General features: G+C 70.8%; 16 protein-coding genes. 9 read left to right on the top strand and 7 right to left on the bottom strand.

Annotation, left to right across the window (positions count from 1 at the left end):
* Positions 1-172: 172 nt before the first annotated feature.
* The 3 genes from AB0I15_RS10050 (at position 173) to AB0I15_RS10040 (ending at position 3,232) form a co-directional block, all read left to right on the top strand.
* On the top strand, positions 173-1,096 hold the full coding sequence (locus tag AB0I15_RS10050) for a hypothetical protein (protein WP_358092467.1): 924 nt from the start codon (positions 173-175) through the stop codon (positions 1,094-1,096).
* A gap of 98 nt (positions 1,097-1,194) precedes the next feature.
* On the top strand, positions 1,195-1,773 hold the full coding sequence (locus AB0I15_RS10045) for a hypothetical protein (protein ID WP_358092465.1): 579 nt from the start codon (positions 1,195-1,197) through the stop codon (positions 1,771-1,773).
* A 124-nt stretch (positions 1,774-1,897) separates the two neighbouring features.
* A complete protein-coding gene (locus AB0I15_RS10040) occupies positions 1,898-3,232 on the top strand; it encodes a glycoside hydrolase (protein WP_358092463.1) in 1,335 nt (444 codons plus the stop codon).
* Positions 3,233-3,267: 35 nt separating this feature from the next.
* Here the strand turns inward: AB0I15_RS10040 and AB0I15_RS10035 are convergent, their stop codons facing one another.
* The 4 genes from AB0I15_RS10035 to AB0I15_RS10020 all read right to left on the bottom strand — a co-directional run bounded on the left by AB0I15_RS10035 (position 3,268) and on the right by AB0I15_RS10020 (position 7,476).
* A complete protein-coding gene (locus AB0I15_RS10035; protein ID WP_358092461.1) occupies positions 3,268-4,083 on the bottom strand; it encodes a carbohydrate ABC transporter permease in 816 nt (271 codons plus the stop codon).
* On the bottom strand, positions 4,076-5,023 hold the full coding sequence (locus AB0I15_RS10030) for a sugar ABC transporter permease (protein ID WP_358092459.1): 948 nt from the start codon (positions 5,021-5,023) through the stop codon (positions 4,076-4,078). Before AB0I15_RS10030 ends, AB0I15_RS10035 begins: the two co-directional genes overlap by 8 nt.
* Before the next feature lies 1 nt (position 5,024).
* The gene (locus AB0I15_RS10025) at positions 5,025-6,278 is read right to left on the bottom strand and encodes a sugar ABC transporter substrate-binding protein (protein ID WP_358092457.1); all 1,254 of its coding nucleotides are present in this window, start codon (positions 6,276-6,278) and stop codon (positions 5,025-5,027) included.
* 70 nt (positions 6,279-6,348) lie between these two features.
* Complete coding sequence (locus tag AB0I15_RS10020; protein WP_358092455.1) at positions 6,349-7,476, bottom strand: ROK family transcriptional regulator; 1,128 nt, start codon at positions 7,474-7,476, stop codon at positions 6,349-6,351.
* 74 nt (positions 7,477-7,550) lie between these two features.
* Between AB0I15_RS10020 and AB0I15_RS10015 the strand changes: the two genes are divergently transcribed.
* Positions 7,551-8,798: a Gfo/Idh/MocA family oxidoreductase gene (locus AB0I15_RS10015; protein WP_358092453.1), complete on the top strand. Its 1,248-nt coding sequence runs from the start codon at positions 7,551-7,553 to the stop codon at positions 8,796-8,798.
* On the opposite strand, the gene AB0I15_RS10010 is transcribed toward AB0I15_RS10015, so the two are convergent.
* The 3 genes from AB0I15_RS10010 to AB0I15_RS10000 form a co-directional block, all read right to left on the bottom strand.
* Positions 8,795-9,895, bottom strand: coding sequence for a 5-methyltetrahydropteroyltriglutamate--homocysteine S-methyltransferase (locus AB0I15_RS10010; protein ID WP_358092451.1), 1,101 nt, complete (start codon positions 9,893-9,895; stop codon positions 8,795-8,797). The genes AB0I15_RS10015 and AB0I15_RS10010 overlap by 4 nt on opposite strands.
* 6 nt (positions 9,896-9,901) lie before the next feature.
* Positions 9,902-11,326 carry a long-chain fatty acid--CoA ligase gene (locus tag AB0I15_RS10005; RefSeq protein WP_358092846.1) on the bottom strand — a complete coding sequence of 475 codons (1,425 nt, stop codon included), beginning with the start codon at positions 11,324-11,326 and terminating at the stop codon, positions 9,902-9,904.
* Positions 11,327-11,393: 67 nt separating this feature from the next.
* Positions 11,394-12,224 carry a PaaX family transcriptional regulator C-terminal domain-containing protein gene (locus tag AB0I15_RS10000; protein ID WP_358092450.1) on the bottom strand — a complete coding sequence of 277 codons (831 nt, stop codon included), beginning with the start codon at positions 12,222-12,224 and terminating at the stop codon, positions 11,394-11,396.
* A 106-nt stretch (positions 12,225-12,330) separates the two neighbouring features.
* Between AB0I15_RS10000 and AB0I15_RS09995 the strand changes: the two genes are divergently transcribed.
* The 5 genes from AB0I15_RS09995 to AB0I15_RS09975 are packed head-to-tail and all read left to right on the top strand — an operon-like array spanning position 12,331 to position 16,758.
* Entirely contained in the window at positions 12,331-13,521 is a 1,191-nt protein-coding gene (locus AB0I15_RS09995) for an ABC transporter substrate-binding protein (protein WP_358092448.1), read from the top strand.
* 3 nt (positions 13,522-13,524) lie between these two features.
* Positions 13,525-14,280, top strand: coding sequence for an ABC transporter ATP-binding protein (locus AB0I15_RS09990; protein WP_358092446.1), 756 nt, complete (start codon positions 13,525-13,527; stop codon positions 14,278-14,280).
* The gene (locus AB0I15_RS09985; RefSeq protein ID WP_358092444.1) at positions 14,277-14,936 is read left to right on the top strand and encodes an ABC transporter ATP-binding protein; all 660 of its coding nucleotides are present in this window, start codon (positions 14,277-14,279) and stop codon (positions 14,934-14,936) included. The genes AB0I15_RS09990 and AB0I15_RS09985 overlap by 4 nt, the downstream gene beginning before the upstream one ends.
* Positions 14,933-15,793 (top strand): branched-chain amino acid ABC transporter permease, encoded by an 861-nt coding sequence (locus tag AB0I15_RS09980; RefSeq protein WP_358092442.1) that lies wholly within the window; start codon positions 14,933-14,935, stop codon positions 15,791-15,793. Before AB0I15_RS09985 ends, AB0I15_RS09980 begins: the two co-directional genes overlap by 4 nt.
* Positions 15,790-16,758 carry a branched-chain amino acid ABC transporter permease gene (locus AB0I15_RS09975; protein WP_358092440.1) on the top strand — a complete coding sequence of 323 codons (969 nt, stop codon included), beginning with the start codon at positions 15,790-15,792 and terminating at the stop codon, positions 16,756-16,758. Before AB0I15_RS09980 ends, AB0I15_RS09975 begins: the two co-directional genes overlap by 4 nt.
* The last annotated feature ends 55 nt before the right edge of the window (positions 16,759-16,813 follow it).

Here is a 16,813-nt window from a genome sequence, read left to right as displayed (position 1 = left end):
CATGGGCACTCTCCCGTCGTTTATCCGTGCGGGATCGAGCATATGAGTGGTGATTGCTTCAAGGGTACGTTGTTATCAAATAGTCTCGTCCAGACCGGGATGACGAGGGACTATCCGCAAGTCGGGCAAAACGTATTTGCCCTATTTATTTGTGATATTCCGGGAGGGTGCTTTGGCGTACGAATCTGGCTCGAGCCGCTTCTGCCAGCGCTGCGGATCCCACGTCGGCACTCTCCCCCAGTGCCCCCGCTGCCGCGCCCACCAGAACGCGCCCGGCGGCCCGGCGCAACCGGGCGGCGACGACTGGGAGCCGGCCCGGCTGCGCCACCGCCCGCCGGCCTGGCGCCGCCCCTCGGTCCTGATCAGCCTGGCCGTGGCCGGTCTCGCCCTGGCCTTGACCTGGTGGATCGTCGCCGGCCAGGGCTCCGCCCCCGCCGAGAGCGGTGGCGCGGGCCCGGGCAAGGCCCCGCTGCTCGCCTCCGCGAGCCCCGAAACGGGCCCCGAAACGGGCCCTGAAACGGGCCCTGAAACGAGCCCTGAGACAGACCCCCAGACCGGCCCCACCGACGGGCCCGCTGATGGCGAGCCCACCGAGACAGGCTCGGCCGGGCAGTCCCCCGGCCCGTCCGATCAGGAGCCCGCCGCCCAGCCGGTCGCCAGACGGCAGGCCGAGCAACTGGAGGAGCTGCTGTCGAGCAGCAGTTCGTCGCGCGCCAGCCTCTCCGACGCCATCGCGAGCGCGACCCGGTGCGAGCAGGACGGCGTGCGCGGCATCAAGGAGATCACCGCCAGCCGCCGCGACCAGCTCGCCGCTGCCAAGGCGCTCTCCGTGAGCGCGCTCCCGGCGGGCACGGAGCTCAAGGACTCCCTCGTCGACGCGCTCGACGCCTCGCACGCGGCCGACGCCGCGTTCCTCTCGTGGGCCCGCCGTCACGTGGGCGGGAATTGCGCGGGCCCGGTGGCGTCCGACGGCGACTACCAGCTCGGCCTGGTCAAGTCGGAGACGGCGCAGAAGGCGAAAACCCGATTCTCCAGGGCTTGGCGCCCGATCGCGGAAACGTACGATCTCACCGCCTGGAAGCCCGATCAAATTTGATCTCTATATCGCTTTAAATCATGAAATAGCTACCCAGATCGTGCCGCGCGTCAGAGACTGGGCGTTCCAACCGGTGAAACGAAGGAGTACGCATGTTCATGCCGCGCTCTCTGTTCAGGCTGGCGGCCGGCACGGCGGCAGGCTACCTGTTCGCCGTCCGCCCATGGCACCTCCGCTGGGGCGCCGAAGACCGCGAGGTCCACGCGGCCATGCCCGGCGACGACCTCATCCCCCACCCGCAGCACCAGGCCACCCGCGCCATCACGATCGACGCGCCCCCGGCCTCCGTCTGGGCCTGGGTGGTCCGGCTCGGCGGCCACCGCCCCGGCGGGCCTCCGGCGCCGGGCGCCTCGGAGGAGCCCGGCACCACCGCGCAGCAGGGGCTGAAGGTCGGCGACGTGCTGCACGGCGCGGCCGACGGCACCGGCCACATCGTGGAGCAGGCGGACCCGCCGCACACCCTCGTGCTCGCCTCGCGCGGCGCCGACGCCACCACGACCTGCTGCATCTCGCTGCGCGACGTCGACGGCAAGACCCGGATGATCTTCCGGGTGCGCATCCGGGCCGAGTCCACCCTGCGCGGCACCGGCTACCTCGCGATGATGGACGTCGGCGACTTCCTGGCGACGCGCCGCCAGATGCTGACCATCAAAGAGCGCGCCGAGTCCGCGCACTGAATCCCCCTGGCCGTCCCCGGCGCGGCCGGGGGCGGTCGTGGTTGACGGGGGCGCCACCTGACGCTTACGGTTCCGGCGATCGGCGAAACATATCGATAACTTGCCGAAAAGTTTCGGAGGCGCCATGTTACGAGCATTTGTCGCGATCACCCTGCTCGGCCTTCCGGCGGCCGGCCCCGCGCACGCCGCCGCCCCACCGGCCGTCACCGTGAACGAACGCGTCAGGCACCAGGAGATCGACGGCTTCGGCGTCTCCCAGGCCTTCCGGCGCAACGAGCTGCTCGAGGCCCTGCCGGAGGCGCAGCAGCGCGAGGTCCTCGACCTGTGGTTCGACCGGACCAAGGGCGCCGGCCTGAGCATCCTGCGGCTCGGCATCGGCTCCTCCCCCACCGGCAGCCCGTACGACCACATGGTGACGATCCAGCCCGAGGACCCCGGCGGCCCCGACGCCCCGCCCAGGTACGTCTGGGACGGCGACGACAACAGCCAGGTCTGGGTGGCCAAGGAGGCCCAGCGGTACGGGGTCGAGCGCTTCTTCGCCGACGCCTGGAGCGCGCCCGGCTACATGAAGGACAACGGCGACGACAAGAACGGCGGCACGCTCAAGCCCGAGTGGCACCGCGCGTACGCGAACTACCTGGTGGCGTACACGAAGTTCTACGCCAGGGAGGGCATCAAGATCACCGATTTGGGGTTCACGAACGAGCCCGACTGGACGGCCACGTACGCCTCCATGCGCTTCACCCCCCAGCAGGCCGCCGAGTTCGTCAAGGTGCTCGGCCCGATCGTCCCCAAGGGCACGAAGGTGGTCTGCTGCGACTCGTTCGGCTGGAACGAGGCCAAGGCGTACACGGCGGCGATCGAGGCCGACCCCGAGGCCCGCCGCCACGTCAAGGTCCACACCGGCCACACGTACGCCAGCCCCGTGGACGCCCCGCTGCCGACCTCCAGGAAGACGTGGATGTCGGAGTGGAACCCCAACGGCACCACGTGGAACGAGAACTGGGACGACGGCAGCGGCTACGACGGCTTCACGATCGCGCAGGCCGTGCACGACGCGCTCACGCTGGCCGACGTCAGCGCCTACGTCTACTGGCTGGGCGGCTCGCGGGGCGCGACCAGGGCGCTGCTGCAACTCGACGAGGTGGCCAGGACGTACCACGTGTCGAAGCGGCTGTGGGCGCTGGCCGCGTACAGCCGGTTCATCCGGCCGGGCGCGGTGCGGCTGGAGGCGTCGGCGGCCGATCCGGCGCTGAAAGTTTCAGCGTTCCGCAACCCCGACGGGTCGCGCGTCGTCGAGGTGCTCAACACCGGCACCGCCCCCGTCACGTGGCAGGGAGTGCGCGGCCGGGCGACCGCGTACGTGACCGACACCGCCAACTCGCTCACCCCGTCGGCGGTGACGGGCCGGACGGTGACGTTGCAGCCGCGGGCCCTCACCACGATCGTCATCAGGTGAGGCGGGCCCGGCGGGAGCCCGTGGCTCCCGCCGGGTCATCCTTTGGTGCCGGTGTGCGCGATGCCCTGGATGAACTGGCGCTGCAGGAACACGAACACCGCGATCACCGGCAGCGAGGCGATCAGCGAACCGGCCATGAGGATCGGGTAGTCCGTCTGGTACTGGCCCTGCAACGCGGCCAGCCCCGCCGACAGCGTCATCTTCTCCGGGTCGGTGTTGACCACCAGCGGCCAGAACAGGTCGTTCCACGCCCACAGCAGGGTGAGGATGCCCAGCGCCACCAGCCCCGGCCGGGCCAGCGGCATCATGATCGACCAGTAGATCCGGACCGGGCCCGCGCCGTCGAGCCGGGCCGCCTCCTCGATCTCGCGCGGCAGGCCCAGGAAGAACTGCCGCAGCAGGAACACCCCGAACGCGCTGAACAGCCCCGGCACGATGATCGCCTGCAGGCTGTTGAGCCAGCCGAGCGAGGACATGATCTGGTACTGCGGGATCACGAAGAGCTGCGGCGGCACCATGAGCACCGACAGGAAGACGCCGAACAGCAGGTTCCTGCCGGGGAAGCGCAGCCGGGCGAAGGCGTAGGCGGCCATCGAGCAGAACAGCACCTGCCCGGCCACCCGGCCCGCGGCCATCACCACGGTGTTGAGGAACTGGTCGGCGAACGGCAGCAGGTCGAAGACCTTGGCGTAGTTGTCCCAGCGGCCCTCGGGCAGGAGCGAGGGCGGCACCCGGGTGGCGGAGCTGAGCGTCTTGAGCGAGGTGACGATCTGCCAGGCGAACGGGGCCACCATCGCCAGCGAGGACGCGATCAGCACCGCGTGCACCCCGATCGGGCGGCGCTCAGACATAGTGCACCCACCTCCGCTGAAGCCGGAACTGCAGGACCGTCAGCGCCGCGATGAGCACGAGCAGCGCGATCACGATGGCGGCGGCGTAACCGCGGTCGTTGGTGACGAAGGCCCGCTCGTAGAAGAGCTGCACGACGGTCTGCAACCGTGCGTACGCCGGGTTGGCCCGCGCCGACTGCCCGGACCCGGTCATCACGAAGACCAGGTCGAACAGTTGCAGCGAGCCGATCACCGACACGATCGAGATGAAGAACGCGGTCGGCGACAGCATCGGCAGCGTGATCCGGAAGAACTGCCTGACCGAGCCGGCGCCGTCCATGGAGGCGGCCTCGTACAGCTCCTTGGGGATGGCCTGCATCCCGGCCAGGAAGATGATCAGGTTGTAGCCGATGCTGCTCCAGATGCCCACGACGACCAGCGCGTACATGGCGGTGGCCGGGTCGGCGATCCAGTTGGGCCCGTCGATCCCCACCACGGAGAGCACCTGGTTGACCAGGCCGTAGTCGCCGTTGTAGAGCCAGCGCCAGAGCATCGCGACGGCGACCGGCATGGTCACCACGGGCAGGAAGAACGCCGTCCGGTACGCGCTCACGCCGCGCAGCCCCGGCCGGTTGAGCAGCGCGGCGAACACGATGGCGAGCGGGATCCCGACCAGCCCGAGCACCGTGTACGTCAGCGTGTTGACCAGCGCCCGCCCCACCTCGGGATCGCCGATCAGCCGGGTGTAGTTGTCCAGCCCGGTCCAGGTGTGCCCGCCGAACGCGCCCCACTCGGTGAAGGAGAAGTAGGTGGTCTGGACGACGGGCCACAGGTAGAAGATCGCCAGGCCGAGCCCGGTGGGGGCGATGAACGCGTACCCCCACAGGGCCTCGGCGCGGAACCGGCGCTTGCTCGCCGCGTGAGCCGCCCGGGTGGGGCGGGTTCCGGCGGTGGTCGTCACGTCACTCCTTGGCCAGCAGGTCGTTCATGCCGGCCGCCAGGTCCGCGGCCGCCTTGTCGACCGGCACCTCGCCGGTCCACGCCTTGGTGAGGTGGGTCAGCTCCGCCTCCTGCCAGGCGGCCGTGTTCTTGGAGACCGGGTACGGCACCGCGTACGCCACCGCGTCCAGGAAGACCTGGAGCTTCAGCTCGGGATGGGCGGCCACCCAGTCGCTCTGGGTGCCGTTGTAGGCCGGGATCGGACCCTTCTTGCCCAGGATGCCGGCGGCCGGCTTGGAGCCGAGGAACTTGACGAACTCCCACGCCTCGGCCGGGTGCTCGGTCTTGGCCGACACCACGTTGGCCACGCCGTGGATGATCGTGGCCTGCTTCTCGCCCTTGGGCAGCGGGGCCACGTCCACCTTGTCCTTGGTGTAGTCGTTCTTGGTGAACTCGGCCACGTTCCACGACCCGCCCCAGTACATCGCCAGCTTGCCGGCCTCGAAGAGCTGCAGCGGGGCGGTGTCGGTCATGGTCTTGAGGTCGGGCGACTGCTTGGCGGCGATGAGGTCGGTCCAGAACTTCAGGCCCTCGATCGTCTTGGGATCGTCGTAACCGGACTTCTTGCCGTCCGGGGAGATCACGTGGCCGCCGGCCTGGTAGATGGTGTTGTACTGGTATTCCTGGAAACTCGTGAGCTCCGCGCCGATCGCGTAGACGCCCTTCTTCGCGTCGGTCAGCTTGGCGGCGGCCTCCTTGAAGTCGGCCCAGGTCCAGTCGTCGGCCGGAGGCGTCACCTTGGCGGCCTCGAAGAGCGTCTTGTTGTACCAGACGCCGACCGTGTCCATGTCCTTCGGCAGGCCGTACAGCTTGCCCTCGTAGGTGTAGAGGTCCACCAGGCCCTTGGGGTAGACCGAGGTGTCGACCTGCTCCTCGATGGGCTTGATGACACCGTTGGAGGCGTAGAGCTGGAAGTTGGGGCCGTTCATCCAGAAGACGTCGGGCGCCGCGCCGCCGGTGACCGCGGCCTTCATCTTCGTCCAGTAGTCGGCCCATGGGGTGAGCTGGACGTCGATGGCGACGTTCGGGTGGGTCTTGGTGAACTCCGCGCCCAGCTCCTGCATGACGGCCTGCTGGGTGGCGTCCCAGACGCCGTACGACAGCGTCACCTTGTCCTGCGTGCCCGCACCTGTACCGGCCTGCTCACCGCCGCCGCACGCGGAGGCGAGCAGTACCGCGCAGAGGAGGGCCGCACCGCTCCGTGCCGACTTCCACATCTCCCAGTCCTCTCCTAGAACGTGGGAGTAATGATGGAGTCCAGTGAAATAGATGGCAAGAGTGGCCGTGTTACAGATGGCTCACGAGCGGTGTGCGGCCGTCGAGCACCCGGTCCTCGATGTCGTCGAGCGCGAGCCGCACGGCGCCGAGCACTACGGCCTCGTCGCCCAGCGCCGACATGCGCACCTCGGGGGTGCGGATGCACCACCGGTCGAGCTCGCGCCTGAGCGGCTCGATGAGCACGTCGGCCGAGCGCGAGAAGCCGCCGCCGACCACGACCATCTGCGGGTCCAGCGCCAGGACCAGGGCGGACGCGCCGAGCGCCAGGTCCTTGACGTAGCGGCGCACGGCCGCGACCGCCGCCTTGTCACCGGCCCGCGCGGCGGCGAAGACGTCACCCGCCTCGCCGCTGGCCGCGCTCAGGTGCTCCTGCGCCCGCAGCCAGCCGAGCACCGGCAGCGCGCCGATCTCGCCGGAGGCGTTGGCGAAGCCCCTGTGCAGCTTGCCGTCGATCACCAGGCCCGCACCGGTACGGAGCCCGGCCAGCAGGAACACCATGTCCTTGGCGTAACGGGCCACGCCGCGCCAGCACTCGGCCAGGGCGGCGAGCTTGCTGTCGTTCTCGACCAGCACCGGCGCCGGGGCCAGGCGGCGCACGTGGGCGGCCAGGTCGACGCCCGTCCACTCGGGCAGCGCCTCCGACAGCATCACCTTGCCCGCGCCGTCCACCAGGCCCGTCGTGCCGACCCCCGAGGCCCAGACGTCGCCGCCGGTCAGCCCGGCCCTTTCCAGGCACTCGCCGGCCGCGCGGTCGACCGCCGCCAGGCGTTCGACCCGGCCCATCTCGGGCGTGACGGGGACGCGGGTGCTGTGCTCGACGTTGCCGTCGAGGTCGGCGAGCACCGCGCGGATCTTGTGCCCGCCGATGTCGATGCCGAGCACCCGCCCGGCGTCGGCCCTGAACCGGTAGCGCCGGGCCGGGCGGCCCACTCCGCCCGCGGTGGCGCCCGCCTCGGCGACCCAGCCCTTCTGCAGCAGCTCACGGACCACGTCCTCGGTGGACGCACGTGACAGCCCGGTGCGCTTGGCGACCTCGGTGAGCGTGAGCGAGGGCCCGCCCTGCAACGCCTTGATCACCGCGAGCGCGTTGAGCTGCCGCAGCCGCGACAGGTCACCCCCGCTCAGTTCTCCGGCCATCGACGCCCCTTGCCGTCCACTCTGCCAGCCCGAATAATGATGGTCTCCATGATATTTAGTCGGGGGAAGGTTCCATGACTGAGGTGACTCTAGCCGTCGTCGGCGGCGGCCTGCGAGGGCTGACCTATGCCCGGCGCGCGCACGCCACGGGTGCCGGGCGGGTGGTGGCGGTGGCCGAGCCCGATCCGGGGCGCCGCGCGGCCTTCGCGGCGGAGTTCGGGATCCCGCCGGAGGGCGAGCACCTCGGCTGGAAGGAGCTGGCGGCGGCCGGGCGGGTGGCCGACGCGGCCGTCATCGCCACGCACGACCAGTTGCACACCGGCCCGGCGGTGACGATGGCGGACCTCGGTTACCACATTCTCCTGGAGAAGCCGATGGCCACCAGCGAGCGGGAGTCGGCCAGGATCGCCGACGCGGCCCGGCGCAACGGCATCATGCTGGCGGTGTGCCACGTGCTGCGGTACACGCCGTACACGCGGGTGGTGCGCGGGCTGCTGGACGGGGGGCGGATCGGGCGGCTCGTCAGCGTGCAGCACCTGGAGCCGGTCGGCTGGTGGCACCAGGCGCACTCGTTCGTGCGCGGGCACTGGCGCCGCCAGGACACCTCGGCACCGATGCTGCTGGCCAAGGCGTGCCACGACATCGACTGGCTGGTGCACCTGTTCGGCCGGCCGCCCACGAAGATCTCCTCGTTCGGCTCGCTGTCGCACTTCCGCGCCGAGGAGCGGCCCGCGCCGGCCGCCGACCGGTGCCTGGACTGCCCGCTGGAGCCGTCGTGCCCGTACTCGGCCAAGCGGCTCTACCTGGGGTGCCTCGGGGATCCGGACAGCGAGTTCTGGCCGCTGTCGGCCGTCACGCCGGGGCGTACGGAGGCGGAGGTGCTGGAGGCGCTGCGCACGGGCCCGTACGGCCGCTGCGTGTACGCCTGCGACAACGACGTCGTCGACCACCAGGAGGTGGTGATGGAGTTCGACGACGGCGCGACGTGCTCGTTCACGATGAGCGCGTTCACCCCGATGGAGCACCGCCGCACCCGCCTGTTCGGCACCCACGGCTACATCGACGGCGACGGGAGCACGCTGCGGCTGGTGGACTTCAGGACGGGCGAGGAGGAGGTCGTCGAGACGGCCGGCGAGGGGGGTCCGTCGGCGGCCGACGGGCACGGGGGCGGCGACGAGGGGCTGACCGACGCCTTCCTCGCCGCCGTCGCCTCGGGTGACGCCTCGCTGCTGCGCTCGGACGCGGCGGAGAGCCTGATGACCCACCGCGTGGTGTGGGCCGCCGAGCGCGCCCGCCTCACCGGCTCGGTCGTGACCCTCTAGCCCCAGACCTCCTGGGCGGTCTCGACGATCAGGTGGAGCTTGGCGAACTGCTGGTCGGCGGTGAGCTGGTTGCCCTCGACGGTGGAGGAGAAGCCGCACTGGGGCGACAGGCAGAGCTGGTCGAGGTCGATGAACTTGGCCGCCTCGTCGATGCGCCGCTTGAGGGTGTCCTTCGACTCCAGCTCGCCGTGCTTGGTCGTGACCAGTCCGAGCACGACCATCTTGCCCGGCGGCACGAACCGCAGCGGCTCGAACCCGCCGGACCGCTCGTCGTCGTACTCCAGGAAGAAGCCGTCCACCTTCAGCTCGTTGAACAGCGCCTCCGCGACGAAGTCGTAGCCGCCGGAGGCGGCCCAGGAGGAGCGGAAGTTGCCGCGGCACATGTGCGTGGTGATCGTCATGCCCGCCGGCTTGGCCGCCAGCGCGGCGTTGATCTGCTTGATGTAGCGCAGGTGCATGTGCTCGGCGTCGTCACCGCGCTCGGCCAGCTCGGCCCGCTGCGCGGGGTCGTTCAGGTAGGCCAGGCTCGTGTCGTCGAACTGCAGGGACGTGCACCCCATCGCGCCGATCCTGCGCACCTGCTCGGCGTAGGCCGCGCTCAGGTCCCGCCAGAACTCCTCGACGTCGGGGTAGACCTTCGGGTCGATGGCGGCCGGCCCACCCCGGTAGTGGACCATGCTGGGCGACGGGATCGTCAGCTTCGGCACCACGCCGGTCACCGTGTCGCGCAGGAACGTGAAGTCGTCGGCGAAGATCGGCTCGGTCAGCCTGATCCGGTCGTGCACGCGCAGCGCGGCCGGGGTGAACTCGATGTCGCCCTGCTCGTTGTGGAAGCGGACCGTGATGTGCTCGTCGGCGGCCTGGCCGATGCCGCCGAGCCGGTAGATGAAGTCCATGTGCCACGAGGCCCGGCGGAACTCGCCGTCGGTCGCGCTCTGCAGGCCGGCCTCCTGCTGCCGGCGGACGACCTCCTTGATCGCCTCGTCCTCGGCCTCGCGCAGCGCGTCACCGGTGAGGCTCTCGCGGGCACGGAGCAGGGCGGGCGGGCGGAGGAGGCTGCCGACGTGGTCGGCGCGGAACGGTGGTGAGGTACGCATGAGGGATCATCCTCCGTAGAGCTTCCTGAGCGGGGCTTTGAGCAGCTTGCCCGCCGCGTTCTTCGGTAATTCAGGGACGAATTCGAGATATTTCGGGATTTTGAAGCGGGCCAGGCGACCGTCCAGGTGCTTCAGCAGCTCGTCGGGCGACACCCCGCCCTCCGGGCGCGGCACCACCAGGGCCTTGCCCACCTCGCCCCACGTGTCGTCGGGCACGCCGATCACCGCGCACTCGGCGACCCCGGCGTGCTCGTACAGGGCGCTCTCCACCTCGGCCGGATAGATGTTCTCGCCGCCGGAGATGATCACGTCGTTGATCCGGTCGGAGATGCGCACGTAGCCGTCGTCGTCGGCGACGCCGATGTCCCCGGAGCGGAACCAGCCGTCGGCGGAGAGCACCTTCGCGCTCTCCTCGGGGCGGCGCCAGTAACCGGGCATCACGTTGGGGCCCTCGACGTAGACCTCGCCGGGCTCGCCCGGGGCCGCCGGCTCGCCGCCGGGCGTGATCAGGCGGACGTCGGAGAAGAAGCACGGCACCCCGGCCGTGCCGGCCTTGGCGATCGAGTGCTCGGCGCCGAGGAAGAGCGCGCCGGGGGCCGTCTCCGTCATGCCGTAGCCCTGCAGGAACGTCAGCCCCCGCCGCTGGTAGGTGCGGATCAGCGGCTCGGGCACGGGCGCGCCGCCGCAGAGCAGGTGCCGCAGGCTCGACAGGTCGGCCCCGGCCCAGCGGGGCGAGCGCGTCAGGAAGCCGAACATCGACGGCACCCCGAACATCACCGTGACCCGCTCCGCCTCGATCAGATCGAACGTCCGGTCCACGTCGAACGACGGCTCCAGGATGGTCCGCCCGCCCTTGAGCACGCTCGGGATCAGCGTCTGGGCCAGGGCCGCGATGTGGAACAGGGGCGCGGAGACCAGCGTCACCTCGTCGTGCGCGAGCGGCACGTCCACGAGCAGGTTGACGACGTTCCAGGTCAGGTTGGCGTGGGTGAGCATGGCGCCCTTGGGGCGGCCCGTGGTGCCGGAGGTGTACATGATGAGGCACACGTCGTCGGGGCTCACGGGCTCGTCGATCGGCTCGGGCGAGCCCGACGCGAGCAGGTCCTCGAAGCCGGCGGCGCGCAGATGGCGGCCCGGCAGCCCGGCGCCGTCACGCTCCTCCCCCAGCACGAGCACGGACGGCTCGGCGTCCGCCAGGATGAAGCGCAGCTCGGGCGTGGCCAGCCGGGTGTTGAGCGGGACGAACACCGCCCCCAGCAGCCCCGCCGCGAAGAACGTCTCGACCAGCGCGGGCTGGTTGACCCCGAGGAAGGCGACGCGGTCGCCGCGCCGCACGTCCAGCGCGGAAGCCAGCCTGTTCACTCGTTCCCGCAGCTCACGATAGGTGAAATCACGCCCGCGGTAAGAAAGCGCCACCCGGTCCGGCGTCATGCGGGCCCTGCGCGCCGGCCACGAGCCAATCCCCTGGTTCCGCATCGGGCCTCCTCAAGCCCTCAAGTTAGGCCACTACGTGATCGCTGTCACCGTTCTGCCCAAGATTCATCTCCGCCCGGGACTCGTCGGGGACGGCGTCGAGCAGCCGCTCCGCGACCTGCGCCGCCTCCGGCTTGAAACGCTCGTGCAGCGTGTGGCAGACCCGCTGGGCCTTCTCGGCGGGCCAGTCGTGCGGCAGGTAGCGCAGTGGCAGGCGCGGGTCGGTCCTGATGATCTGCAGCCAGCCGGTCAGCAGCATGAGCGAGCGGGCCAGGTCGTCGGGCGCGTCCGGCGCCGGGTCGGCCCGGTCCCAGGCCCGCAGGAACGCCCGGTAGCGGTCGCCCAGCCCGGCCAGGTCGTACGCGTCCCCGACCAGAGCCTGCATGTCGGTCGGCCGGCGCGGCTCGGCGGCGAAGACCTTCACGTTGGCGCCCAGGTCCTCGATCACCCCTGTGGCGTCCACCTCGCCCGGGGCGATCCACAGGCCGTTCTGCAGCGGCCCGAACCCGGCCCAGACCAGCCGCGAGCGCAACTCGTGCCGCTGCCGCTGCCAGGACTCCGGCAGCGAGAAGCCGATCAGCGTCCACCGGTCCTCGTCGGCGTCGTTGACCACGCCGCTGTGCCAGATGCGCCGCTCACCGTCCTTGAGCACCTCGGTGCTGGTCGGGGTGAGGCCGAAGTACATGCGCCGGCCCGAGCGCTGCCGGCGCAGCAGCCCACGCCTGACCATCCGGGTCAGCGCCGAGCGGGTGGCCTCCTCCGAGATCCCGACCCTCGCGAACGCCTCGATGAAGCTCTGCGACGCGACGCAGATCCCGCGGCCGTACACGTGGTCTCCGAGGAACGTCAGAGTCACCGATTGAGGCCTCATAACAGCTATCTCCAGATATTCGGCACTCTATTGACAGCCGTAATGTACCTGCCTACATTCGGGGCCACATCGCCCGGTCCAGGAGGTCCTGATGCGCAGGCTGCTACCGTCCCTGGCCTGTCTCCTCTTAGCAGTGACCGCCTGCGGTGGCGGCGGCGGAGAGGAATCCGGCGGGCAGGATCCGATCAAGGTCGGCCTCATCGTCTCCCTCACCGGCAACTACACGCCGCTGGGCAGCGAGGACAAGAAGGCCGTCGAACTCGCGGTCGAGCAGGTCAACGCGCAGGGCGGGCTGCTGGGCCGCAAGGTGGAGCTCGTCACGCGCGACGACAAGACCGCCCCCGACCAGGGCATCGTGGCCTACAACCAGATCAAGGGCGAGATCGACGCGCTGATCGGGCCCGTGTTCTCCAACTCGGCGCTGGCGGTCGAGCCGCTCGCGCAGCGCGACAAGATGCCGTACCTGTCGCTGGCCCCGGCGCAGGAGCAGGTCGAGCCGATCAAGTCGTACATCTTCGTCACCCCCGCCCTGTCCAGCATGTACGCCGAGCGCTACCTGCAGTACATCCAGGCCGAGGGCATCAAGACGGTCGCGGTGGCCTGGGACTCCAAGAGCGCCTACTCGGTCTCCGGCCACAAGTCCATGGTGGCCCTGGCCCCCAAGTACGGCGTGACCATCGCCGTGGACGAGCCGTACGAGACCACGACCTCCGACTTCAGCCCCGTGTTCCAGCACGTGCGCGACTCCAAGGCCGAGGCGCTGGTGTTCTGGGGGTCGGGCGCGCCCGGCGTGACGGCGGCCAAGCAGTACGTGGCCTCGGGGCTGAAGACGCCGCTGTTCCTGACCGCCTCGCAGGCCAGCAAGCTGTGGCTGGAGCCGATGGGCGCCGCGGCCGAGGGCATGACCGTGCAGAGCGCCATCGGCGTGGTCGGCGACCACCTGCCCGACGGCAAGCAGAAGCAGATCATCGACCAGATGGCCAAGCCGTACCAGCAGAAGCACGGCTATCCGCCGCCGCAGTTCGCGCAGGACGGCTACAGCGCCTCGCTGCTGCTGTTCGAGGCGATCAGGAAGGCGAACAGCACCGACAAGACCAAGGTCCAGCAGGCCCTGGAGGCCATGGACCTGATCACGCCGAACGGCCGCTTCCGCTACTCGGCCACCGACCACTCGGGGCTGTCGCCCGAGTACATCTCGGTCAACACGGTGAAGAACGGCCAGTTCGTGCCAACTGAGTGGGCCAAGACGCAGCTCACCAAGACCGTCACCGCGGCGGGGTGAGGCGTGCTGGAGGTCACCGGGGTCGCCCGCTCCTTCGGGGGCGTCTACGCCGTCCGCGACGTCTCGCTGAGCGTCGCGGACGGCGAGGTCTGCGGCGTCATCGGCCCGAACGGGGCCGGCAAGTCCACGCTGTTCAACCTGATCACCGGGCACCTGGCGGCCGACCACGGCCGGATCTCCTTCCTCGGGCACCGCGTGGATCGGCTCGCGCCACACCGGCGGGCCCGGCTCGGCATGTCGATCGTCTTCCAGGCGGCCCGGGTGTTCCGCGGCATGACGGTCAGGGAGAACGTCATGGTCGGGCTGCACGGGCGTACCCGGGCGGGGTTCGTCTCGGCGGCGCTGCGGCTGCCCCGGCACCGGCGCGACGAGCGCGAGATCGCGGCGGAGGCCGACGTCGCCCTCACCCGCGTGGGGCTCTCCGAATGGGCGGACCGGCCCGCCGACCGGCTGCCGATCGGCCAGCAGCGGGCCCTGCAACTGGCCCGCGCCCTGTGCGCGCGGCCCCGCCTGCTGCTGCTCGACGAGCCCGCCTCCGGGCTGCGCGGCCAGGAGCGCGAGCGGCTGGCCGCGCTGGTGGAGGAACTGCGGGCGGACGGGCTGACCATCCTGCTCATCGAGCACGACGTGGCGTTCGTGACGCGGCTGGCCGACCGCGTCGTGGTGCTCGACCTGGGCCAGGTCATCGCCGACGGCTCCCCGGCCGAGGTGCGGGCCGACCCGCTGGTGCTCGCCGCCTACCTCGGACAGGCCTCATGATCGACGTCCAGGACCTGGTGGTCTCGTACGGCACCGCGACCGCGCTGGAGCACGTCACGCTGCACGCCGGGAAGGGCGAGATGGTCGCGCTGCTGGGGCCGAACGGCGCCGGCAAGTCCACGCTGGCCAACACGCTCGCGGGGCTCCTGCGGCCCGCCTCCGGGACGGTGCGGATCGGCGGGCGGCTGGCGCTGATCCCCGAGGGCCGGCAGCTCTTTCCGGACTTGTCCGTCGTCGACAACCTGGTGCTGGGCGGCTGGCGCTCCGGCGAGCGCGACCCCTCCTTCGTCTACGAGCTGCTGCCCCGGCTGGCCGACCTCGCCGGCCGGCGGGCGGGCGTGCTGTCCGGGGGCGAGCAGCAGATGGTGGCGTTCGGGCGGGCCATGATGTCGCGCCCGTCGGTGCTCGTGGTCGACGAGCTGTCCCTCGGCCTGGCCCCGAACGTGACCGCCGACCTGGCCGGGCACCTCACCGAGCTGAACCGGTCGCAGGGGCTGACGGTGCTGCTCATCGAGCAGAACGCGCGGCTGGCGTTCGAGCTCTGCTCGCGAGCGTACGTGCTGGAGTCCGGGCGGCTGGTGACCGAGGGCGAGTGCGCGGAGCTGGCCGGCGACCCCCGCGTGGCCAGCGCGTACCTGGGCGGGACGATCACATGAGCGCCTTCCTCACGTACCTGCTGAACGGGCTGGCGGTCGGGTGCGCGATCGCGCTGATCGCCAGCGGCCTTGTCGTCATCCACCGGGTGACCGGCGTGGTGAACTTCGCCCAGGGGACGTTCGCCGTGGTCGCGGGGCTGTGCACCTCCTCGCTCCTCGGGCTCGGGTTCCCGCACGGGCTGAGCGAGGTGGCCGCCGTGCTGGTGGCGGCGTTCGCGGGCCTGCTGACCGGGCTGGCCGCGATCGGCAGACCGGGCACGACGGCGCTGTCGTCGCTGATCGTCACGCTGGGCGTGGGCGTGCTGGCGTACGCGGTGGAGATCGTGCTGTGGGGCGACCAGCCGCGCTCGGCGCCCGGCCTGGCGGGCTCGGTCACCGTGGCCGGGGCGCGCATCCAGACCCAGTACCTGCTGGTCATCGGGGTGACGGCGGCCGCGTTCGTGCTGCTGGCGATCTTCTTCGGCCGGACGTACCTGGGCAAGGCGCTGACGGCGTGCGCGTCCAACCCCTACGCCGCCCGGGTCGTGGGCATCGACATCCGGCGGATGGGGCTGCTGGCGTTCGCGCTGGGCGGGCTGCTCGGGGGCATCGCGGGGGTGCTGGTGACGCCGCTGCGGCCGATCTCGTTCGACACCGACGTCACGCTCATCGTCAACGGCTTCGCCGCGGCCGTCTTCGGGGCGCTCACCCGGCCCGTGATCACGCTGGCCGGCGCGCTGCTGCTGGGCGTGGCCGAGACGATGGCGGCCGGGTACGGCTACGGGTCGCACCAACTGGAGGTGGCGCTGGGCCTCATGCTCGTCGTCATGATCGTGCAGGCCGGCCGCCGCCCGGCCATCTCCCAGGAGCCGACATGATCAGACTCGTGGCCGGGCTCCTGGTCGCCGCCGTGACGCTCGCGCTGCCGGCGGTGCTCGACGACAGCGTGCTGGCCGTCTACATCCTGCTGGGCCTGGCCGCGATGGTGACGGTCGGGGTGTCGCTGCTCATGGGGTACGCCGGGCAGGTGTCGCTGGGCCAGGGCGCCTTCTACGCCATCGGCGCCTACACGGCCGCGCTGCTCGCGCTGGGCGGGGTGCCGCCCCTGGCCGGGCTGGTGGCCGCCCCGCTGGTCGCCGCCGTGTCCGCCCTCGTCATCGGCACGCCGCTGCTGCGGCTGCGCGGGCACCACCTGGCGTTCGCCACGCTGGCCATGCAGCTCATCCTGCTCTCGCTGGCCGGGCAACTGGAGTTCACCGGCGGCGACATCGGGCTGCAGGCGATCCCGCAGTTCAGCGTGGGGTCGTTCGAGGTGGGGAGCGCGGCGGCGTACGCGTACATGACGTGGGGCGGGCTGGCCCTGGTCATGCTGGTCACCCACAACGTCATCACCTCCCGCCCCGGCCGCGCCCTGCGCGCCCTGGCCACCAGCGAGACCGCGGCCGCCTCCTCGGGCATCCCGGTCGGGCGGTACAAGCTGGTGGTCTTCGCCCTGTCGGCCGCCTTCGCCGGGCTGGCCGGAGGCATCTACTGCTTCTACACCGGCTATGTGGCGCCGGGCTCGTTCCCGGTGCTCATCTCGATCCAGTACATCGTGATGGCCGTGGTCGGGGGGCTCGGCACGATCTGGGGCGCGGTGGTGGGGGCGACCGCGATCACGCTGCTGGTGCAGGGTCTGGACATCCTGGCCTCGCTGCCGGGGATGCCGACGTACGCGCCGAGCGTGCTGTCGTACGCCGTCTATGCGCTCGTCCTCATCCTGATGGTGCTGTTCATGCCGAACGGTCTGGTGCCGGCCGTCACCGGCCGCCTGTCGGGGAAACGCGACACCGCGCATCGGTGAAATCACCGGCCCCTTCCACAGTCCCTTTTCAGTCCTGACATCAGCGCGTAACACT

Origin of the sequence: Nonomuraea sp. NPDC050643, from assembly GCF_040654715.1 — a bacterium.
Classification (GTDB): domain Bacteria; phylum Actinomycetota; class Actinomycetes; order Streptosporangiales; family Streptosporangiaceae; genus Nonomuraea.
This window is presented reverse-complemented; position numbering and strand designations above follow the sequence as displayed.